This is a genomic window from Cytobacillus sp. SAFR-174, from assembly GCF_051964675.1.
Classification (GTDB): domain Bacteria; phylum Bacillota; class Bacilli; order Bacillales; family Cytobacillaceae; genus Cytobacillus.
On record NZ_JBQCMZ010000010.1, the window covers coordinates 33,005 to 48,539 of the forward strand.

Below are 15,535 nucleotides of genomic sequence, written 5' to 3' on the forward strand. Positions count from 1 at the left end.
AGGATGTACAATTGGCTGAAAATATAGATGATTATCTTCAACAGGGGATTCATGGACAGAAACAGACCAAGCCTGATGAGCGCCGCAAGTTTCTAGGCTCGCTTCGGGAGAGGGTTGTCATTGCCCTGAAGCAGCCGCAGATGAGGGAGGATGGAACCTATCCTCAGGTGGAAGAAGCACTTAAAGCCAACAGCAAAGCCCATCTTTATCTGAATGGAAATATGAGTTACTCCTATTTGTCAAAATATATAAAATTGGCTTCATCCAATAAAGTAGAATATACAATTGTCACCAATAAAGAACATAATTCAGAGGTTGGGCTGGTTCTGGCCTATGACTATGCGATTGATAAACCGGAAATATTTGTGGACAGGAAAACGGTCAAATCGGAGACGAAAAAGGCGAATAAAGGCGGCCTGTTTGCCAAACTATTTAAGCGGAAATGAGCAGCGTCTGGCGCGCTGCTCTATTTTTGGGGGAAGGGCATCGTAATACCGGCCCAACTTCCACTCTTCCTGGCCAATGCCAGGTTTCCGCTTTCTATTCCAAAGGCTTCAGATACTTATGCGGGTCCAAATCAGGACCTTCAATCACAATTGCAGTCATGCCAAGGTAAGAACCTGATTCATGTTCCTCGCCTTCAGACCAGTAAACAGCGGTTCCTTTTTGGACTGCAGCCTGCTCACCGCCAGTGGTTTTAACCCATCCTTCGCCGTCAACGATGAGAAATAGCTGGGGACATGTTGCCGGATGCATGCCTAGTACACTATTATCCTTAAGATGGATACACCCAACTGTAGCTGTTTTGTTTCTGATAATCGGGCTGATGCTGGCATTGTGGCTGCTGAATTGACTAATTTCCCTGCTGACATCCAAATCAAATCGGAAAAATTCCATTACATACCTCCTGTACTTATAGTCGCATCCCCATTAATTCGGTTTTACTTTTCATATATCCTCTAGAGAAAGACACAAACACACATTTCCCCCTCAACTCATGGTAAAATAAGCAGAAGATTGCTGAAACAGCCCGTTCTCGCGTGTTGCTTTAACGCGTGAAAGTTTGGTATGATCATAATAATTGTGCATTGACAGTTTTCAAATTTTGGAGGTGGCATTAATGTCGAGAATTTCAATAGATCAGGTTAAGCATGTTGCACATTTGGCGCGACTTGCGATGACTGAAGAGGAAGCTGTTGCGTATACGGAACAGCTGGACAAAATGATTTCATTTGCAGAGCTTTTGAATGAGCTTGATACAGATCATGTTGAACCAACATCCCATGTTCTTGATATGAAAAATGTATTGAGAGAAGATAAGGCGAATAAAGGGCTTCCACAGGAAGAAGTTTTGAAAAATGCGCCGGAACATCAGGATGGCTATATAAAAGTGCCGTCTATTATTGAGTAGGGAGGGGAAAATGGTGAGTTTATTTGACCATAAGGTATCTGAGCTTCATCAGCTTTTACATAAAAAAGAAATCACGGTTACCGATCTTGTCAGTGAATCGTACAAGCGAATCGGTGAAGTAGAGGACAAAGTACAGGCTTTCTTGACGCTTGATGAAGAAAGAGCCCGTGAAGCAGCAAAAAAAATGGATGAAAAAATCGGCACGGACGAAGCGAAAGGCCTCCTGTTCGGTATGCCGATCGGAGTAAAGGATAACATCGTAACGAAGGGGCTGCGCACCACCAGTGCGAGTAAAATTCTTGAGAACTTTGACCCGATTTATGATGCAACGGCTGCTTCCAAATTACATAATGCTGAAACCATTACAATCGGTAAACTGAATATGGATGAATTTGCAATGGGATCATCCAATGAGAACTCAGGTTTTCAGGTAACCCGAAATCCCTGGAATCTTGAAAGAGTTCCCGGCGGGTCTTCCGGCGGCTCTGCTGCTTCTGTTGCAGCAGGGGAGGTTTTATTTTCTCTTGGATCAGATACAGGCGGCTCAATCAGACAGCCCGCTTCTTATTGCGGAGTTGTTGGGTTAAAGCCTACCTATGGAAGAGTATCCCGTTTCGGACTGATTGCATTTGCATCATCTTTGGACCAGATTGGACCAATTACCCGCACAGTTGAAGATAACGCCTATCTGCTTCAGGCTATTTCAGGTGTTGACCAAATGGATTCTACTTCAGCAAATGTAGATGTTCCAAGCTATGCAGAAAGCTTAACTGGCGATGTTAAAGGGTTGAGAATCGCCGTACCAAAAGAATATTTGGCTGAAGGTGTAGATGAAGATGTGCGCCAGTCAGTGCTGGATGCCCTGAAGGTGTTGGAAAAACTGGGGGCAACTTGGGAAGAAGTTTCCCTGCCGCACTCGAAATATGCACTGGCAACGTATTATCTGCTGTCCTCCTCCGAGGCATCGGCCAACCTGGCTCGCTTTGATGGCGTACGCTATGGCTATAGAACAGCAGATCCTGAGAGTTTAATCGATTTATACAAAAAGACCCGTGCAGAAGGCTTCGGGGATGAAGTAAAACGCCGCATTATGCTTGGAACATTTGCCTTAAGCTCTGGCTACTATGATGCATACTACAAAAAGGCTCAAAAGGTGCGCACGCTGATAAAACAGGATTTTGAAAATGTTTTTGAAAAGTATGATGTCATTATTGGACCGACAGCACCAACTCCTGCCTTTAAGATTGGCGAAAATACGTCTGATCCTCTGACTATGTATGCAAATGATATTCTGACCATTCCAGTTAACCTTGCCGGGGTTCCTGGAATCAGCGTTCCTTGCGGATTTGCGGATGGATTGCCGCTAGGCCTTCAGATTATCGGAAAGCATTTTGATGAAAGCACTGTTTACCGTGTAGCACATGCATTTGAGCAGGCTACAGAATTCCATAAGCAAAAACCGGGACTGTAAGGGGGGAAATTCATGAAATACGAAACGGTTATCGGACTTGAAGTACATGTTGAGCTAAAAACAGATTCTAAAATATTCTCAGCAAGCCCTAACCATTTTGGGGCGGAGCCAAACTCCAACACAACAGTAGTCGATCTCGGCTACCCTGGAGTGCTGCCTGTCATTAATAAAAAGGCAGTTGAATTCGGAATGAAAGCTGCGATGGCGCTGAACTGTGAAATCGCACCTGTTACAAAATTTGACCGGAAGAATTATTTTTACCCGGATAATCCTAAAGCCTACCAGATTTCGCAATTCGACAAGCCCATTGGAGAACATGGCTGGATTGAGATCGAAGTCGACGGCTATAAGAAAAAGATCGGCATTACGCGGATTCATCTTGAAGAGGATGCAGGCAAGCTGTCTCATGCTAAAGGTTATTCTCTTGTAGACTATAACCGCCAGGGTACTCCTCTGATCGAGATTGTATCTGAGCCGGATATCCGCACGCCAAATGAAGCATATGCATACCTGGAGAAGCTAAAGTCCATCATCCAGTATACTGGCGTTTCTGACTGTAAAATGGAGGAGGGTTCACTTCGCTGTGATGCGAATATTTCTCTTCGTCCTGTCGGCCAGGAGGAATTTGGCACAAAGACAGAGCTTAAGAACTTGAACTCGTTTAACTTTGTCCGCAAAGGACTGGAATACGAGGAGAAGCGGCAGGAAGAGATTCTAAGTTCTGGCGGAACAATTCAGCAGGAAACATTGCGCTATGATGAAGCCACCAATAAAACTATTCTAATGAGGGTAAAAGAAGGTTCGGATGATTATCGTTATTTCCCTGAACCTGATTTACTTGATATTCATATCGATGAAGAGTGGAAAGAGCGAATCCGTGCCGAGATTCCTGAGCTTCCGGACCAAAGAAAGAACCGCTATATCAGGGAACTTGGGCTGCCGGCCTATGATGCAGCTGTCCTGACAGTGACAAAAGAAACATCTGATTTCTTTGAGGCAGCTGTGAATAAAGGAGCAGACGCGAAACAGGCTTCCAACTGGGTAATGGGTGAATTGTCAGCTTACTTGAATGCTGAACAAAAAGAGCTGGCCGATATAGCTTTGACACCTGAGGGACTTGCCGGCATGATTAAGCTGATTGAAAACGGCACGATCTCTTCTAAAATTGCCAAAACAGTATTCAAAGAGCTGGTTGAAAATGGCGGAGATCCGGAAACAATCGTAAAAGAAAAAGGCCTCGTCCAAATTTCGGACGAAGGGGCACTTCTTAAAATTATCAGTGAAACGCTCGATGCGAACCCTCAATCCATCGAGGATTTCAAAAATGGTAAGCAAAAAGCAATCGGCTTCCTAGTCGGCCAAATTATGAAAGCCACAAAAGGACAGGCCAACCCGCCGCTTGTTAACAAATTATTGCAGCAGGAAATACAGAAAAGATAAAAGGTGAGCTGATGGAAATCCATCAGCTTTTCCTGTATTCGACAAAAATAAAGGCTATTTCCCAGGAAAAGATTCAGTTTTACAAAGTGCTACAGCAAATGCAGGAATGAAAGCGGATGGTAAAGAATAAACACTAAAGAAATCGAAAAAAGGGAGTGGGTTTATGGAATTAATGGACTGGTTTGCGAAGGGTCTATGTCCGCAGAATTATATAGAAGCGATGCAAGTTAACAAAGAAGAGATGAATAAAATATATAATCGTTTCTCTTTATCTGATGAGGAAAAAACAAGATTGGCAGACCTTAAGGGTACCGGCATGAAAGTAATTGCCCTTACTGAGGACTGGTGCGGTGATGCCATGCTGAATAATCCGATTCTACTAAAAATAGCTGAGGAAACCGGCATGGACGTCCGTTTTGTTTTGAGGGATCAGAACCTTGAGCTTATGGACCAGTATTTGACTAACGGAACATCCAGAGCGATACCGATTTATATTTTTATAGATAAAGAAGGGGACGAAAAAGCTATTTGGGGACCGCGTGCCAAACAGATTCAGGAATTGGTGGATGATGAAAGAGGCAAGCTTCCTGCACAGGATGCTGAAGACTTTAAGGAAAAACAAATGAGCATGTACAGGAGATTAACTGCCTCCTATCAGGAGGATTCTAAGATTTGGCATACGGTTGCTGATAGTGTAATAGATGCTCTTGTTTCGGGGAAATAAAGGAGGAAGGGTGATTTAAATGGGCTGGAACCGTAATTCCATCACTGCGATGCTGGATATAAAATACCCTATTTTTCAGGCTCCCATGGCTGGAGGGATGACAACGCCGCAATTAATCAGTGAGGTATCAAATTGCGGCGGACTTGGAAATATGGGTGCAGGCTATATGAGTCCGGATGAGATAAGAGAAGATATAAAACAAATTCGGAAATTGACAGATCGGCCATTTGGCGTCAATCTCTTTGTTCCGGATCTTGATGTGTCAGTGAATTCAGATGATATCAGCAGCATGGGGAATGTGCTTGAACGATACAGCAGTGAGCTGGGTATGGAGGTAAAGTCAACTCTTCCGAAAAAGGATTATGCTGCTTTATACAAAAAACAGCTTGATGTTTTGATGGGAGAACGTGTGCCTGTTTGCAGCTTTACGTTTGGCATACCTGATTCGGCCTTTATTTCAGAATTAAAGAAACAGGGTACGATGATTATTGGAACCGCAACAAATGTCAATGAGGCAGTGGAATGGGAAGAAGCGGGCGCAGATATTATTGTTGTACAGGGATTTGAAGCTGGGGGGCACCGCGGAACATTTCACAGGGAAGAAAGCGGTATGATCGGTTCCATGGCTCTCATACCGCAGGCGGCAGATGCAGTAAGCTGTCCTGTGGCCGCGGCAGGCGGAATCATGGATGCCCGGGGTATGGCTGCTGCCATGATTCTTGGGGCAGCAGGAGTCCAGCTTGGAACGGCCTTTCTTACATGCAGGGAAAGCGGGGCTCACTCACTTTACAAGCATGCTCTATTAAATGCAAGGGAAGATCAGACAGCTGTGACGAAAGCATTCTCAGGAAAGCCTGCAAGAGGGATTCGCAACAGATTCATGGAGGAAATGAAAGGTGTGCAGCCGTTGCCTTATCCATTGCAGAATGATATGACAGCGCCTATCCGGAAGCATGCAGCGAAGCTGGAGCGGCCGGAGTTTATGTCATTATGGGCCGGTCAGGGAGTGGGAATGGCTAAAGAGGTGACAGTGAAGGAATTGATGACCAGGCTTGTTAAGGGGACAGAAGCATTATTGGATAAGTAAAAAGCAGTGCCAAGTGCGGCACTGCTTCTGTATTATTTGCCGGCCAATACGTTTGTAAGAGGCGGTACGATCTGCTTTTTGCGTGAAACAACGCCCTTTAATACGGCACTGTTGTTTTTAAGTGTTACATCATAAGCTTTTTCAACTGCAGCAGCTTCTTTGCCAAGAGAAATGGCAACTGAGTCGTTGTTAAGGATATCAGTTAAAACAAAAACAAAAAGGTCAAGCTCTTTGCTATTAATGTTTTCAGTAATGACAGCCTCCAATTCTTCCTGGCGGCTTAGTACGTCATTCAGGTCCACAGCATTAACCTGAGCGATTTCTGTTTTATAGCTTCCCATTTGGAATTCCTTTGCGTCAAGGGAGATTAGCTCTTTCACGCTCTTCTTGCTTAAGTCTGCTCCTGCTTTCAGCATTTCGAGACCATATTCTTCAGGGTTTACTCCCGCGATTTCAGCAAGCTCGCGTGCTGCTGCAACGTCCTGATCTGTGCATGTTGGAGATTTGAACAGCAGGGAATCGGAAATAATGGCAGAAAGCATAAGGCCAGCAGTTTCCTTGCTGATTTCCACTCCGTTTTCCTTGTACATTTTGTTCAGAATGGTTGCTGTACAGCCAACAGGCTCTGCACGGTAGTAAAGCGGATCGCTTGTTTCAAAATTCGCAATGCGGTGGTGGTCAATAACCTCAAGGATTTTCACATCTCTGATATCATCAGCGCTTTGCTGGAACTCATTATGGTCTACAAGAATTACTTCGCTGGCTTCCTTGGATACTGCCTCAACAAGCCGGGGAGCTTCAGTCTTAAAATAATCTAGGGCATATTGTGTTTCCTCATTTACCTTGCCCAGGCGGATTGGCTCTGCATCAACGCCTAATTTGTTTTTTAATTCTGCATAAGCAAGTGCTGAACAGATTGAGTCAGTGTCAGGGTTTTTGTGTCCGAAGACAAATACTTTTGACATAATTCTTACTCCTTCTATATGTAATGTTGGTTTTGGCATGCTGTTATTTTACCATATTTCTAATGTAATGGCGGTCCAGGGAAAAATCAAATTTTGTTTTTTTCAATTGTTAGAGGAAGCTTGGGTGTTTTGGAGAAATATAAAAAAAGTAAGGAGGAGACAAACATGGGAAAAGTAGCCGTAATATCTGATATTCATGGAAATATCACAGCTCTGGAGGCTGTTCTGGACAATATCCGCGAACGCGGAATAGAGAATATTTTTTGCCTGGGTGACTTAATAGGAAAAGGACCCAATTCTCTTAAAGCCGTTGAACGGATTAAAGAGACCTGTGAAGTGGTCCTCCTGGGGAATTGGGATGACTTTATGCAGAAGCCGCTGGACTTTGAAGAGGGGCAGTGGCATCAGAGACAGCTGGGGGAAGAGGCCTTATCCTATTTAGGCACGCTTCCGTTCCATTACGATTTTTATATGAGCGGAAAATATATCAGACTCTACCATGCTTCAGCCAAAAGCATTTATCACCGGGTGGTGCCCATGAGGGATTCACATGACGAAAAGCTGGCTATGTTCGAGAATACGGAGAATATTACTGCCGGAGAGGAAGGCAGGATTCCGGATGTTGTCGGGTACGGGGATATTCACGCAGCCCTGGTTGAACCGATTCATCCGCAAAAGACACTATTCAATGCAGGAAGCGTCGGGAACTCCCTTGATATCCCTCAGGCTGCCTATGCAATCTTGCATGGGGAATACTTATCAAAAGAGGCTGCACCTTTTTCCATTGAGATTGTCCGGATTCCATATGATATTGAAAAAGAAATCAGCATTGCCAAAGACATGGGAATGCCGAATCTTGAGGCATACGTCCTGGAACTGCGCGAAGCGAAATATAGGGGGGCGCCGAAGAAAGTGCAGGCAGAGAAATAGGAGCCATCCCCGGGTTCTGAGAGCACATAAAAAAAGCTAAGCGCACATAAAAAAACTTATCCGCACACAAAAAACGCTAAACGCACATAAAAAATTTTATCTGCACAAAAATTCCGGTTATCCGCACATAATTTGCAGATGCATCATAAAAAACATAAAAAAGCTGACTTCCGTCCAATGCGGAATCAGCTTTTTGTATGATTAAAAGATTTTCCTGCCTTTTTTGGAAAGAGCATAATAAATGCCGTGCTGCAGGTTTGTGAAGCAGTTAAATTTAGAGAGATTAAAGTTGGTTTCCGTAATTTTAGTGCCAAGTTCCGGAGAAATGCCGACCAGAATGGTTTCTGTGCCGATCAGATTAGCTGCAGCAGCCAATTTGCTTAAGAATTCCACCGTGTAGGCACTGATGGACTGATTTAACCCGGTCAGGTCCAGGATTAGGCAATCTGCCTGGTGCTTCGGAAGGCTATGAAGAGTTTTATCGACGAGTTCTTCAGAGCGGAATTCATCATATCTTCCCAAAAGAGGGACAACAACAATTCCATCCAGGACAGGAATAACCGGTGAAGAGATTTCTTTAACAAGCTGCTTAAGTTCTAACGTGCGCACTTCCACTAATTTCTCAAGCTCACTGATTTTTTTTGATTCTTCCCGTCTCGTTAAATCATGGATATTTTCCTCAACCGTAACGCTTGAAGGGAAGAAATCCAGCTCTGTATATTCGTGGCCGGCTAACTGGTCAGATTCCTTTTTATACCAGATGCTTCTCCCAAACACAGCTGAAAAGATCCCTGCAAAATGTCCCGGCAGAAAGGTTCCGGACTCAGTTTTCCCTTGTTCCCTGTTAATCTTATATTCCCAGCTGTCAACAGTTCTGACCCTGGCTGTTTTGGCAGCGGGATCTACATTAGTAATGATGAATTTCCCCCAGCCGGCAGACGCGTATATTCTGGGGATGATATTGGCCACTTCAGTTATATGCAGATTCATGTCTTTAAAAAACTTTCCAACAACCATTCCCTGCCTGAAACCGGCGGTCTCAAGTACAAGACTGGAGGTTTCTTTGCCTGAAATCTCTTCAATTGTATCAAAAAAGCTTTTCATGGCTGAACTTATCCAAAAGAGGACTGAGTCTTCACCTTCAAAATTAAACTGACCTTTTTCCAGGTCCCAATTAAAATTAAAGCCATCAATTTTTGTTTCAAGCACAAGGCCTGCTTCTTTCATACCATTACCCCCTGATATTGATATGTATAGTAAAGCAACTTATTTTTCTGGTATGTAACTAATGTTAAATACCCTTAATTTCAGTCAATAAACCTATTTTGTAAAATTATCTGCGTCTGTTTATATTCAACTTCTTTGACTTTTCATTCACATAAGCGTACATAATCTCTTTCTCATTCAAATCGTTTTGACGAAGCTGATCTAAAAGCCAATCCTTGGTCTGTCCGAGCAGCTCGAGGTTACGGGTCTGAATCCTGCCATCCACAATCACTGCAATCGGGAGCCCCTCATCCTGAATGGGGATCTTTAAATGCTCAACTGTGACAGGCGTATTGGCCACTTTCGGTATGATGCTCACTTCACCGATTGGCTCGAGAATAGCGTAATCAACATCCGCAATCTTCGGGTAGCCTTTGCTTCTTAAAATGGACAGCAGCTGAGACATGGAAAGATGGGACTTTTCCAGATTGTCTTCCAGGATTTCACCATTTTTAATCAGCATCGTCGGCTCACCAAGAAAAAATCGGTTGCCAATTTGGTTTAAAGTCAAATAAGAGAAGAGAATGTGAAGGCCTACCAGAATGGCCAATGCTGCTAATGTTGGCCCGTATTTTGTGCTAATGAGAGGCTCAGAAGCCACTGTGCCAACGATAATGATAGCGACAAGGTCATAAGGAGTCATCTGGATAATCGTCGATTTCCCCATCAGTCTCATAATCATGATTGTGATTAAGTAAAGACTCGCTATTTTTAAGATCAAGAACATATGCAAGCTCCTTCGAACGCACTTTATTCAAAGGTTTTGCTTAAAGAGCTGCTTTCATGTGAAAAATAATAAAAAAACCCGAATGCAGGGTCCGGGTTTCAATTAAGCACGCTTTTTATCATCTCTTGGAGGGATGCGGTCATCTTTTAAGCGCTTATCATTGATTTTAGGCTCCTTATTATCAATAAAGTTATTAATGTTCGAACGATGCAGGAAAATCAGAAATAATAGGAAAATAGAAAAGATAAGTTCATGTTCAGTGCCTTCAGTAAATAAGGAATAGATAAGCAAGGATCCACCCACTGATAAAGAGCCAAAAAATACATACTTCGTTAGGAAAATGACAGCGACAAAAGAAATATAGGCGATTAAAAACATCCAAATATTTACAGAAAGCAATACACCTGCGGTGGTTGCGATGGCTTTTCCTCCGCGGAATCCTGCAAAGACCGGAAAGCAGTGGCCGGCAACTGCAACCATCCCGACTATTAGCGGATCAGCCTCAGCGTTCAGAATCACAGGAATTGCCGCAGCTGCAGCACCCTTGCTCACATCCACCAGCAGAACCACAATAGCCGCTTTCTTGCCAAGAACCCTTAATGTATTAGTCGCACCAGGATTATTGCTGCCATGATCACGAATGTCAATTCCAAAGGCAAATTTGCCAAACAATAAGGCAGTAGGAATTGATCCTATCAAGTATGCTGCCAGGTAAATAAGAAGAGTCATCGTATTCATCCTTTTTCATCAATATATTCAATTGTTATTTAGAGTTGTCCTTTATTTGAAATTTTTTTACTAGCCTCCTCTGCATGTAGTCATTGCTTACAGTTTACCATATAATGGTTTAGTGAAAAGGGAGAATTAATCATTATCCGGAATAGAAAATTCTGTAACTTTTTTAGTGAGAGATTATTATAAAAAAGGTATTGAATTATTCTTTCCTCTAAATTATGATTGTTTCGGCACTCAAAAAGAAAGCATGTTATTCGAATAGTTTTAAGGATATGTTTGATAAAAATAATACCCTGCAGGATATTATTTGTGCTTCAAAGCACTCCCTGTAAGGAACATTGGAAGGAGATGATTTTCATGGAGCATTTTTCATTAGAGGAATGGCGGAAATATTCGAAAAATGAGCTTTCTGAACCTGAGCGTGAACTCTATGAAGATCATCTCTATATATGTGATCAATGTCTGGAAGTATACCTCGAAGCGATGGAAGAGGAGGAGTACTCCTTGCCCGCAATGCCAGGGGAAGAGGCCTTTACCAATCTTGTTATGGCTCAGATTGCAGGCGGAACCCCCGAAGAAGCTTCTCAGGAACAGAGTGGGCTTCCTCCTAAAGCCTCCTGGTTTGAGCGCTGGTTCCCTCTTGCCTTCGCCTGCTTTGTGCTTATTGGGGGATTAGTAACCATGTACCGGGAGAAAAATCAAATAGATCAGGAGTAACTCTTAACCGAAGTTAGGAGTTTTTTACATTAAAAAATTTGAAAATTCATATAAAAATACTTACAATAAAAAAGACCGATCAGTTTATTTTAATTACAATACCTGGGGAGTGGGAGATATGGGAAGAAGGCAGGTTCCGCAGGAAATGCAAAAAAAGAGCAAGAGTGTCCATCTTGAGCAATGGATTTGGGATTTGGCAGCGCAGCTGCAGCCGTGCCGTTCAGCAGCTATCAGAGATTTATTTCTCGCTAAAATGAAAGAAGACTTGATAAGAGCGGGATTGGCGGAGGAAAGCACGGAAATCACGAGTGAACATGCCAGCCTGTATATAGAAGAAGTTCTGAAAGACAGTGAAATCAGCCGAAAGTGCTGCTGATAAATGCATAACTGAAAGAGAATAAATCAGTTGCCTTGGAGGGACAGAATTGCCGCCTATTGTATCAGAGGAATATAAACGGAAAAAAAAGAAAGAGATCCTGTCTGGCGCCTTGGCCTGTTTTGCCAAAAAAGGATTTCAGGCAGCAACCATAGATGATATAGTCGCCTACTCAGGAATAAGCAAGGGAGCCATCTATAATTATTTTAAAAGCAAGGAAGAAATCTATTTGGAGCTGTTGAATGAGCAGACAGAATCAGCTAATGCAAGACTTGCAGAGAAAATATCCATGTTATCCTCCGCGGAAGAGAAACTTGAATACCTGTTTGACTTGTACAGGGATATGAGCCCATTCAGCGAGGAACGAAAAGACAGAATAACTGTGCAGCTGGAATTTACGCTGCATTCCTCAAGAGATGAGAACCTGAATCGAATCCTCAATGAACGGGGAAAGAAGTTCTTTTTAAAGCTGATAACAGATATTATGGAGGAAGGACAGGATGCCGGGGAATTCCGTTCCGCTGCAGACCCAAATCATGTAGCGGGATTGTTCTGGACTTTTATGGACGGGGCCATGCTTCATAGAGTAATCAATGATGAATATCCATATAGAACCATTATTGACTATGTTAAGAGCCTTGTTTTGCAGGACCTGAAACAGGAATAATGCTCTGCCTTATCCTGGCTAATGATGATTTTAGATCAACAGGCCAAGAAATATAACTTAATTACGATACTTTTTTGCCTAATGAGGGTATAATTCATTTGTGCATCTGACTACTTGTGAAAATAGCAGGAAGTGAATAGAATAGAAACGGATAGCAGTGAATAATTGCTAAGCCGTGGACTATTCGCTATGATGTAAAAAGATGGAATAAAGAGGATTAAGTTTAGATATTTCAATAATAGGATGATGGGCTATGAAAAGAGCAAGAATTATTTATAATCCGACTTCAGGCCGGGAAATTTTTAAGAGACATTTAGCAGAGGTTTTGCAAAAATTGGAGAGAGCTGGCTATGAAACCTCATGCCACGCCACCACAGGTGAAGGGGATGCGATTAAAGCTGCCCGGACAGCTGTTGAACGCCGATTCGACCTGGTCGTTGCAGCAGGCGGAGACGGTACGATTAATGAGGTTGTAAATGGACTCGCCGAACAGGATTACCGTCCTCGCCTCGGCATTATCCCAACGGGCACAACCAATGATTTTGCCCGTGCTCTCCATATTCCAAGAGATGTGGAAGCGGCAGCAGATATCATTGTAAAAGGAGATACCATTCCTGTTGATATTGGCCGCATAAATGATAAATATTTTATTAATATTGCCGGTGGAGGAAGGCTGACAGAGCTGACTTACGAGGTGCCAAGCAAGCTTAAAACCATGATTGGCCAGCTTGCCTATTACCTAAAGGGAATTGAAATGCTGCCTTCAATCCGTTCAACTGAAGTGAGCATCGAGTTTGATGGCAAAATCTTTGAGGGTGAGGTCATGCTTTTCCTTGTCGGTCTGACAAATTCAGTCGGCGGGTTTGAGAAGCTTGCGCCGGATTCCTGTATTAATGACGGGCTATTTTCCCTGCTGATTTTAAAGAAAACCAACCTCGCCGATTTTATCCGGATCGCGACAATGGCAGTCCGGGGTGAGCATGTAAAGGATCCGAACGTCATCTACACGCAGGCAAATCGCATTAAAGTGCACTCCAAAGAGAAAGTACAGCTCAATCTTGACGGTGAATTTGGCGGGCTGCTTCCTGCCGAATTCGTAAACCTGTACAGACATTTGGAAGTATTTGTCCCTATTGACCAGATTCGTGAAGAAGACCGTCCCACCGATTGGGAAAGCTCCCGCGAATAATAGGAAGTCCGCTCTATTACAGGGCGGGCTTTTAATTTTGCGAAAACACATGAAGTTGTGAACGATTCAAATAGAAAAGTATTCCTGCCAATAGAAGAGTGAAAGAGCAAATAGATATGGAAACCTTGCAAATAGACCGGAAAATATGCAAATAAAGGGTTAGAATCTGCTAATAGGCATGCTCCAGGCTATGCAAAGATTCAGAATCCGAAAGATATCCATTTCGTATTTACCCCTGTTTTATGATACAATCTGTCTAGTCAAAAAAGGTCACGGAATTAAGCTGAAAAGGAAGAAAATGATGAGCAGAACATTACCTGTGCAGAAAAATGATTATATAGATGTTACATTTGAGGATTTGACCCATGAAGGGGCAGGAGTGGCAAAGGTGGACGGTTATCCGCTTTTTGTGCCGGATGGGCTTCCCGGTGAGAGAGCAAAGGTAAAAGTGATTAAGGTGAATAAGGGATATGGATTTGGGCGCCTGATCGAGACATACGAAAGCAGCCCATACCGGGTAGAAGCACCCTGCCCGATTTATAAGGAATGCGGCGGATGTCAGCTGCAGCACCTGAGCTATGAAGGCCAGCTTCTCGCCAAGGAAAAACAGGTCAGAGATGTTCTGGAAAGAATCGGGAAGCTTGAGGGCGTCAAGGTGCATCCGGTTCTCGGCATGAAGGATCCGTGGCGCTACAGAAATAAAGCGCAGGTTCCGATTGGAGAGCAGGAGGGCGGTCTGATCGGCGGGTTTTACCAGCAGCGCACCCACCAGATCATCGATATGAAGGAATGTCTCATTCAGCAGGAAAAAAATGATGAGGTTGTTCAAAAGGTAAAGGAAATTTGCGGCCGCTATGGTGTTCGCGCTTATGATGAAGGCAGGCATAAAGGCGAGCTCCGCCACGTGATGGCGCGCTATGGGCTTGCGTCCGGCGAAGTGATGATTGTTCTTGTTACCAGGACGAACGAGCTTCCGCATAAGCAAAAGATTGCGGAAGAGATTGCATCAAGCATCGAAGGTGTTAAATCCATCGTCCATAACGTGAATTCGCGGAAGACAAATGTGATCATGGGAGATGTTACACGAGTCCTTTGGGGCGAAGAAGTGATCTATGATTTTATTGGCGATATCAAATTTGCGATTTCAGCACGCTCCTTTTATCAAGTGAATCCGGAGCAAACGAAGGTTTTATATGATAAGGCATTGGAATATGCGGATTTGAGCGGTGAAGAAAAAGTTATCGATGCGTACTGCGGTATTGGCACCATCTCTCTTTTCCTGGCACAGAAAGCAAAAGAAGTGTTCGGTGTTGAAATCGTGCCGGAAGCCATTGAGGATGCGAAGAGGAATGCGGAACTGAACCGGATGACAAATGCTTCATTCGCAGTGGGGAAAGCAGAAGAAGTAATTCCTGAATGGTATAAAAAGGGGAACATGGCAGATGTGCTGGTCGTTGACCCGCCGAGAAAGGGCTGTGATGAAGCCCTTTTGAAAACCATCTTAAGTATGAAGCCAAAGAAAGTCGTCTATGTATCCTGCAATCCGGGAACATTGGCAAGGGATCTGCGTATTTTGGAGGATGGCGGATATAAAACCATCGAAGTGCAGCCTGTGGACATGTTCCCGCAGACTATGCATTGTGAAGCAGTCGCGGGATTGGAATGGAAATGTAACTGACCAAAGTTTCTTACCGACAACACAATAAACCTATCCGATTTCTCCATCAAGTGAGAATAAAGATCTCGCAAAAAAGCGTGAGAAAGACAGGGCTATCCCTTACGGGATAAGCCTTTTTCTTTTTGAGTCAAACGGAAGACTCTTTTCGATTT

17 protein-coding genes are annotated in these 15,535 nt (G+C 43.5%); 12 read left to right on the plus strand and 5 right to left on the minus strand.

Annotation, left to right across the window (positions count from 1 at the left end; all coding sequences use genetic code 11):
* Positions 1 to 11: 11 nt before the first annotated feature.
* Positions 12 to 446: a YueI family protein gene (locus tag ACTHRG_RS11905; RefSeq protein WP_076258204.1), complete on the plus strand. Its 435-nt coding sequence runs from the start codon at positions 12 to 14 to the stop codon at positions 444 to 446.
* A gap of 94 nt (positions 447 to 540) precedes the next feature.
* On the opposite strand, the gene ACTHRG_RS11910 is transcribed toward ACTHRG_RS11905, so the two are convergent.
* Entirely contained in the window at positions 541 to 897 is a 357-nt protein-coding gene (locus ACTHRG_RS11910; RefSeq protein ID WP_076258205.1) for a cupin, read from the minus strand.
* A 223-nt stretch (positions 898 to 1,120) separates the two neighbouring features.
* On the opposite strand from ACTHRG_RS11910, the gene gatC reads away from it, so the two are divergent.
* The 5 genes from gatC (at position 1,121) to ACTHRG_RS11935 (ending at position 6,133) form a co-directional block, all read left to right on the plus strand.
* Positions 1,121 to 1,411, plus strand: coding sequence for an Asp-tRNA(Asn)/Glu-tRNA(Gln) amidotransferase subunit GatC (gene gatC / locus ACTHRG_RS11915; protein WP_009335962.1), 291 nt, complete (start codon positions 1,121 to 1,123; stop codon positions 1,409 to 1,411).
* 13 nt (positions 1,412 to 1,424) lie between these two features.
* Positions 1,425 to 2,882, plus strand: coding sequence for an Asp-tRNA(Asn)/Glu-tRNA(Gln) amidotransferase subunit GatA (gene gatA, locus ACTHRG_RS11920; RefSeq protein ID WP_335449966.1), 1,458 nt, complete (start codon positions 1,425 to 1,427; stop codon positions 2,880 to 2,882).
* Positions 2,883 to 2,894: 12 nt separating this feature from the next.
* The gene (gene gatB, locus ACTHRG_RS11925; protein WP_440231241.1) at positions 2,895 to 4,322 is read left to right on the plus strand and encodes an Asp-tRNA(Asn)/Glu-tRNA(Gln) amidotransferase subunit GatB; all 1,428 of its coding nucleotides are present in this window, start codon (positions 2,895 to 2,897) and stop codon (positions 4,320 to 4,322) included.
* Between the two features lie 163 nt (positions 4,323 to 4,485).
* Positions 4,486 to 5,046, plus strand: coding sequence for a thioredoxin family protein (locus tag ACTHRG_RS11930; RefSeq protein WP_076258207.1), 561 nt, complete (start codon positions 4,486 to 4,488; stop codon positions 5,044 to 5,046).
* Positions 5,047 to 5,065: 19 nt separating this feature from the next.
* The gene (locus tag ACTHRG_RS11935; protein WP_076258208.1) at positions 5,066 to 6,133 is read left to right on the plus strand and encodes an NAD(P)H-dependent flavin oxidoreductase; all 1,068 of its coding nucleotides are present in this window, start codon (positions 5,066 to 5,068) and stop codon (positions 6,131 to 6,133) included.
* 32 nt (positions 6,134 to 6,165) lie between these two features.
* Here the strand turns inward: ACTHRG_RS11935 and ACTHRG_RS11940 are convergent, their stop codons facing one another.
* Positions 6,166 to 7,098 carry a manganese-dependent inorganic pyrophosphatase gene (locus ACTHRG_RS11940; protein ID WP_076258209.1) on the minus strand — a complete coding sequence of 311 codons (933 nt, stop codon included), beginning with the start codon at positions 7,096 to 7,098 and terminating at the stop codon, positions 6,166 to 6,168.
* 165 nt (positions 7,099 to 7,263) lie between these two features.
* On the opposite strand from ACTHRG_RS11940, the gene ACTHRG_RS11945 reads away from it, so the two are divergent.
* A complete protein-coding gene (locus tag ACTHRG_RS11945; RefSeq protein ID WP_076258210.1) occupies positions 7,264 to 8,028 on the plus strand; it encodes a metallophosphoesterase family protein in 765 nt (254 codons plus the stop codon).
* 201 nt (positions 8,029 to 8,229) lie between these two features.
* On the opposite strand, the gene ACTHRG_RS11950 is transcribed toward ACTHRG_RS11945, so the two are convergent.
* From ACTHRG_RS11950 to plsY, 3 genes are all read right to left on the minus strand, one after another.
* Entirely contained in the window at positions 8,230 to 9,255 is a 1,026-nt protein-coding gene (locus ACTHRG_RS11950) for an STAS domain-containing protein (protein ID WP_076258211.1), read from the minus strand.
* A 106-nt stretch (positions 9,256 to 9,361) separates the two neighbouring features.
* A complete protein-coding gene (locus tag ACTHRG_RS11955; protein WP_076258214.1) occupies positions 9,362 to 10,021 on the minus strand; it encodes a DUF421 domain-containing protein in 660 nt (219 codons plus the stop codon).
* Between the two features lie 102 nt (positions 10,022 to 10,123).
* Positions 10,124 to 10,750, minus strand: coding sequence for a glycerol-3-phosphate 1-O-acyltransferase PlsY (plsY, locus tag ACTHRG_RS11960; protein WP_335449889.1), 627 nt, complete (start codon positions 10,748 to 10,750; stop codon positions 10,124 to 10,126).
* Between the two features lie 363 nt (positions 10,751 to 11,113).
* On the opposite strand from plsY, the gene ACTHRG_RS11965 reads away from it, so the two are divergent.
* The 5 genes from ACTHRG_RS11965 (at position 11,114) to rlmD (ending at position 15,383) form a co-directional block, all read left to right on the plus strand.
* Complete coding sequence (locus tag ACTHRG_RS11965; protein WP_076258218.1) at positions 11,114 to 11,473, plus strand: hypothetical protein; 360 nt, start codon at positions 11,114 to 11,116, stop codon at positions 11,471 to 11,473.
* A 118-nt stretch (positions 11,474 to 11,591) separates the two neighbouring features.
* A complete protein-coding gene (locus ACTHRG_RS11970; protein WP_076258219.1) occupies positions 11,592 to 11,849 on the plus strand; it encodes a hypothetical protein in 258 nt (85 codons plus the stop codon).
* A gap of 49 nt (positions 11,850 to 11,898) precedes the next feature.
* Positions 11,899 to 12,516 (plus strand): TetR/AcrR family transcriptional regulator, encoded by a 618-nt coding sequence (locus ACTHRG_RS11975; RefSeq protein WP_076258220.1) that lies wholly within the window; start codon positions 11,899 to 11,901, stop codon positions 12,514 to 12,516.
* A gap of 253 nt (positions 12,517 to 12,769) precedes the next feature.
* A complete protein-coding gene (locus tag ACTHRG_RS11980; protein WP_076258221.1) occupies positions 12,770 to 13,705 on the plus strand; it encodes a diacylglycerol kinase in 936 nt (311 codons plus the stop codon).
* A gap of 301 nt (positions 13,706 to 14,006) precedes the next feature.
* Positions 14,007 to 15,383, plus strand: a complete 1,377-nt coding sequence (rlmD, locus tag ACTHRG_RS11985; protein WP_076258222.1) for a 23S rRNA (uracil(1939)-C(5))-methyltransferase RlmD — start codon at positions 14,007 to 14,009, stop codon at positions 15,381 to 15,383.
* The last annotated feature ends 152 nt before the right edge of the window (positions 15,384 to 15,535 follow it).

Coding starts and splice junctions, on each gene's coding strand:
- plsY (WP_335449889.1), bottom strand. CDS start 10,750: ATGACTCTTCTTATTTACCTGGCAGCATACTTGATAGGATCAATTCCT.
- gatC (WP_009335962.1), top strand. CDS start 1,121: ATGTCGAGAATTTCAATAGATCAGGTTAAGCATGTTGCACATTTGGCG.
- rlmD (WP_076258222.1), top strand. CDS start 14,007: ATGAGCAGAACATTACCTGTGCAGAAAAATGATTATATAGATGTTACA.
- ACTHRG_RS11970 (WP_076258219.1), top strand. CDS start 11,592: ATGGGAAGAAGGCAGGTTCCGCAGGAAATGCAAAAAAAGAGCAAGAGT.
- ACTHRG_RS11940 (WP_076258209.1), bottom strand. CDS start 7,098: ATGTCAAAAGTATTTGTCTTCGGACACAAAAACCCTGACACTGACTCA.
- ACTHRG_RS11910 (WP_076258205.1), bottom strand. CDS start 897: ATGGAATTTTTCCGATTTGATTTGGATGTCAGCAGGGAAATTAGTCAA.
- ACTHRG_RS11965 (WP_076258218.1), top strand. CDS start 11,114: ATGGAGCATTTTTCATTAGAGGAATGGCGGAAATATTCGAAAAATGAG.
- ACTHRG_RS11955 (WP_076258214.1), bottom strand. CDS start 10,021: ATGTTCTTGATCTTAAAAATAGCGAGTCTTTACTTAATCACAATCATG.
- ACTHRG_RS11935 (WP_076258208.1), top strand. CDS start 5,066: ATGGGCTGGAACCGTAATTCCATCACTGCGATGCTGGATATAAAATAC.
- ACTHRG_RS11930 (WP_076258207.1), top strand. CDS start 4,486: ATGGAATTAATGGACTGGTTTGCGAAGGGTCTATGTCCGCAGAATTAT.
- ACTHRG_RS11980 (WP_076258221.1), top strand. CDS start 12,770: ATGAAAAGAGCAAGAATTATTTATAATCCGACTTCAGGCCGGGAAATT.
- ACTHRG_RS11950 (WP_076258211.1), bottom strand. CDS start 9,255: ATGAAAGAAGCAGGCCTTGTGCTTGAAACAAAAATTGATGGCTTTAAT.
- ACTHRG_RS11945 (WP_076258210.1), top strand. CDS start 7,264: ATGGGAAAAGTAGCCGTAATATCTGATATTCATGGAAATATCACAGCT.
- gatB (WP_440231241.1), top strand. CDS start 2,895: ATGAAATACGAAACGGTTATCGGACTTGAAGTACATGTTGAGCTAAAA.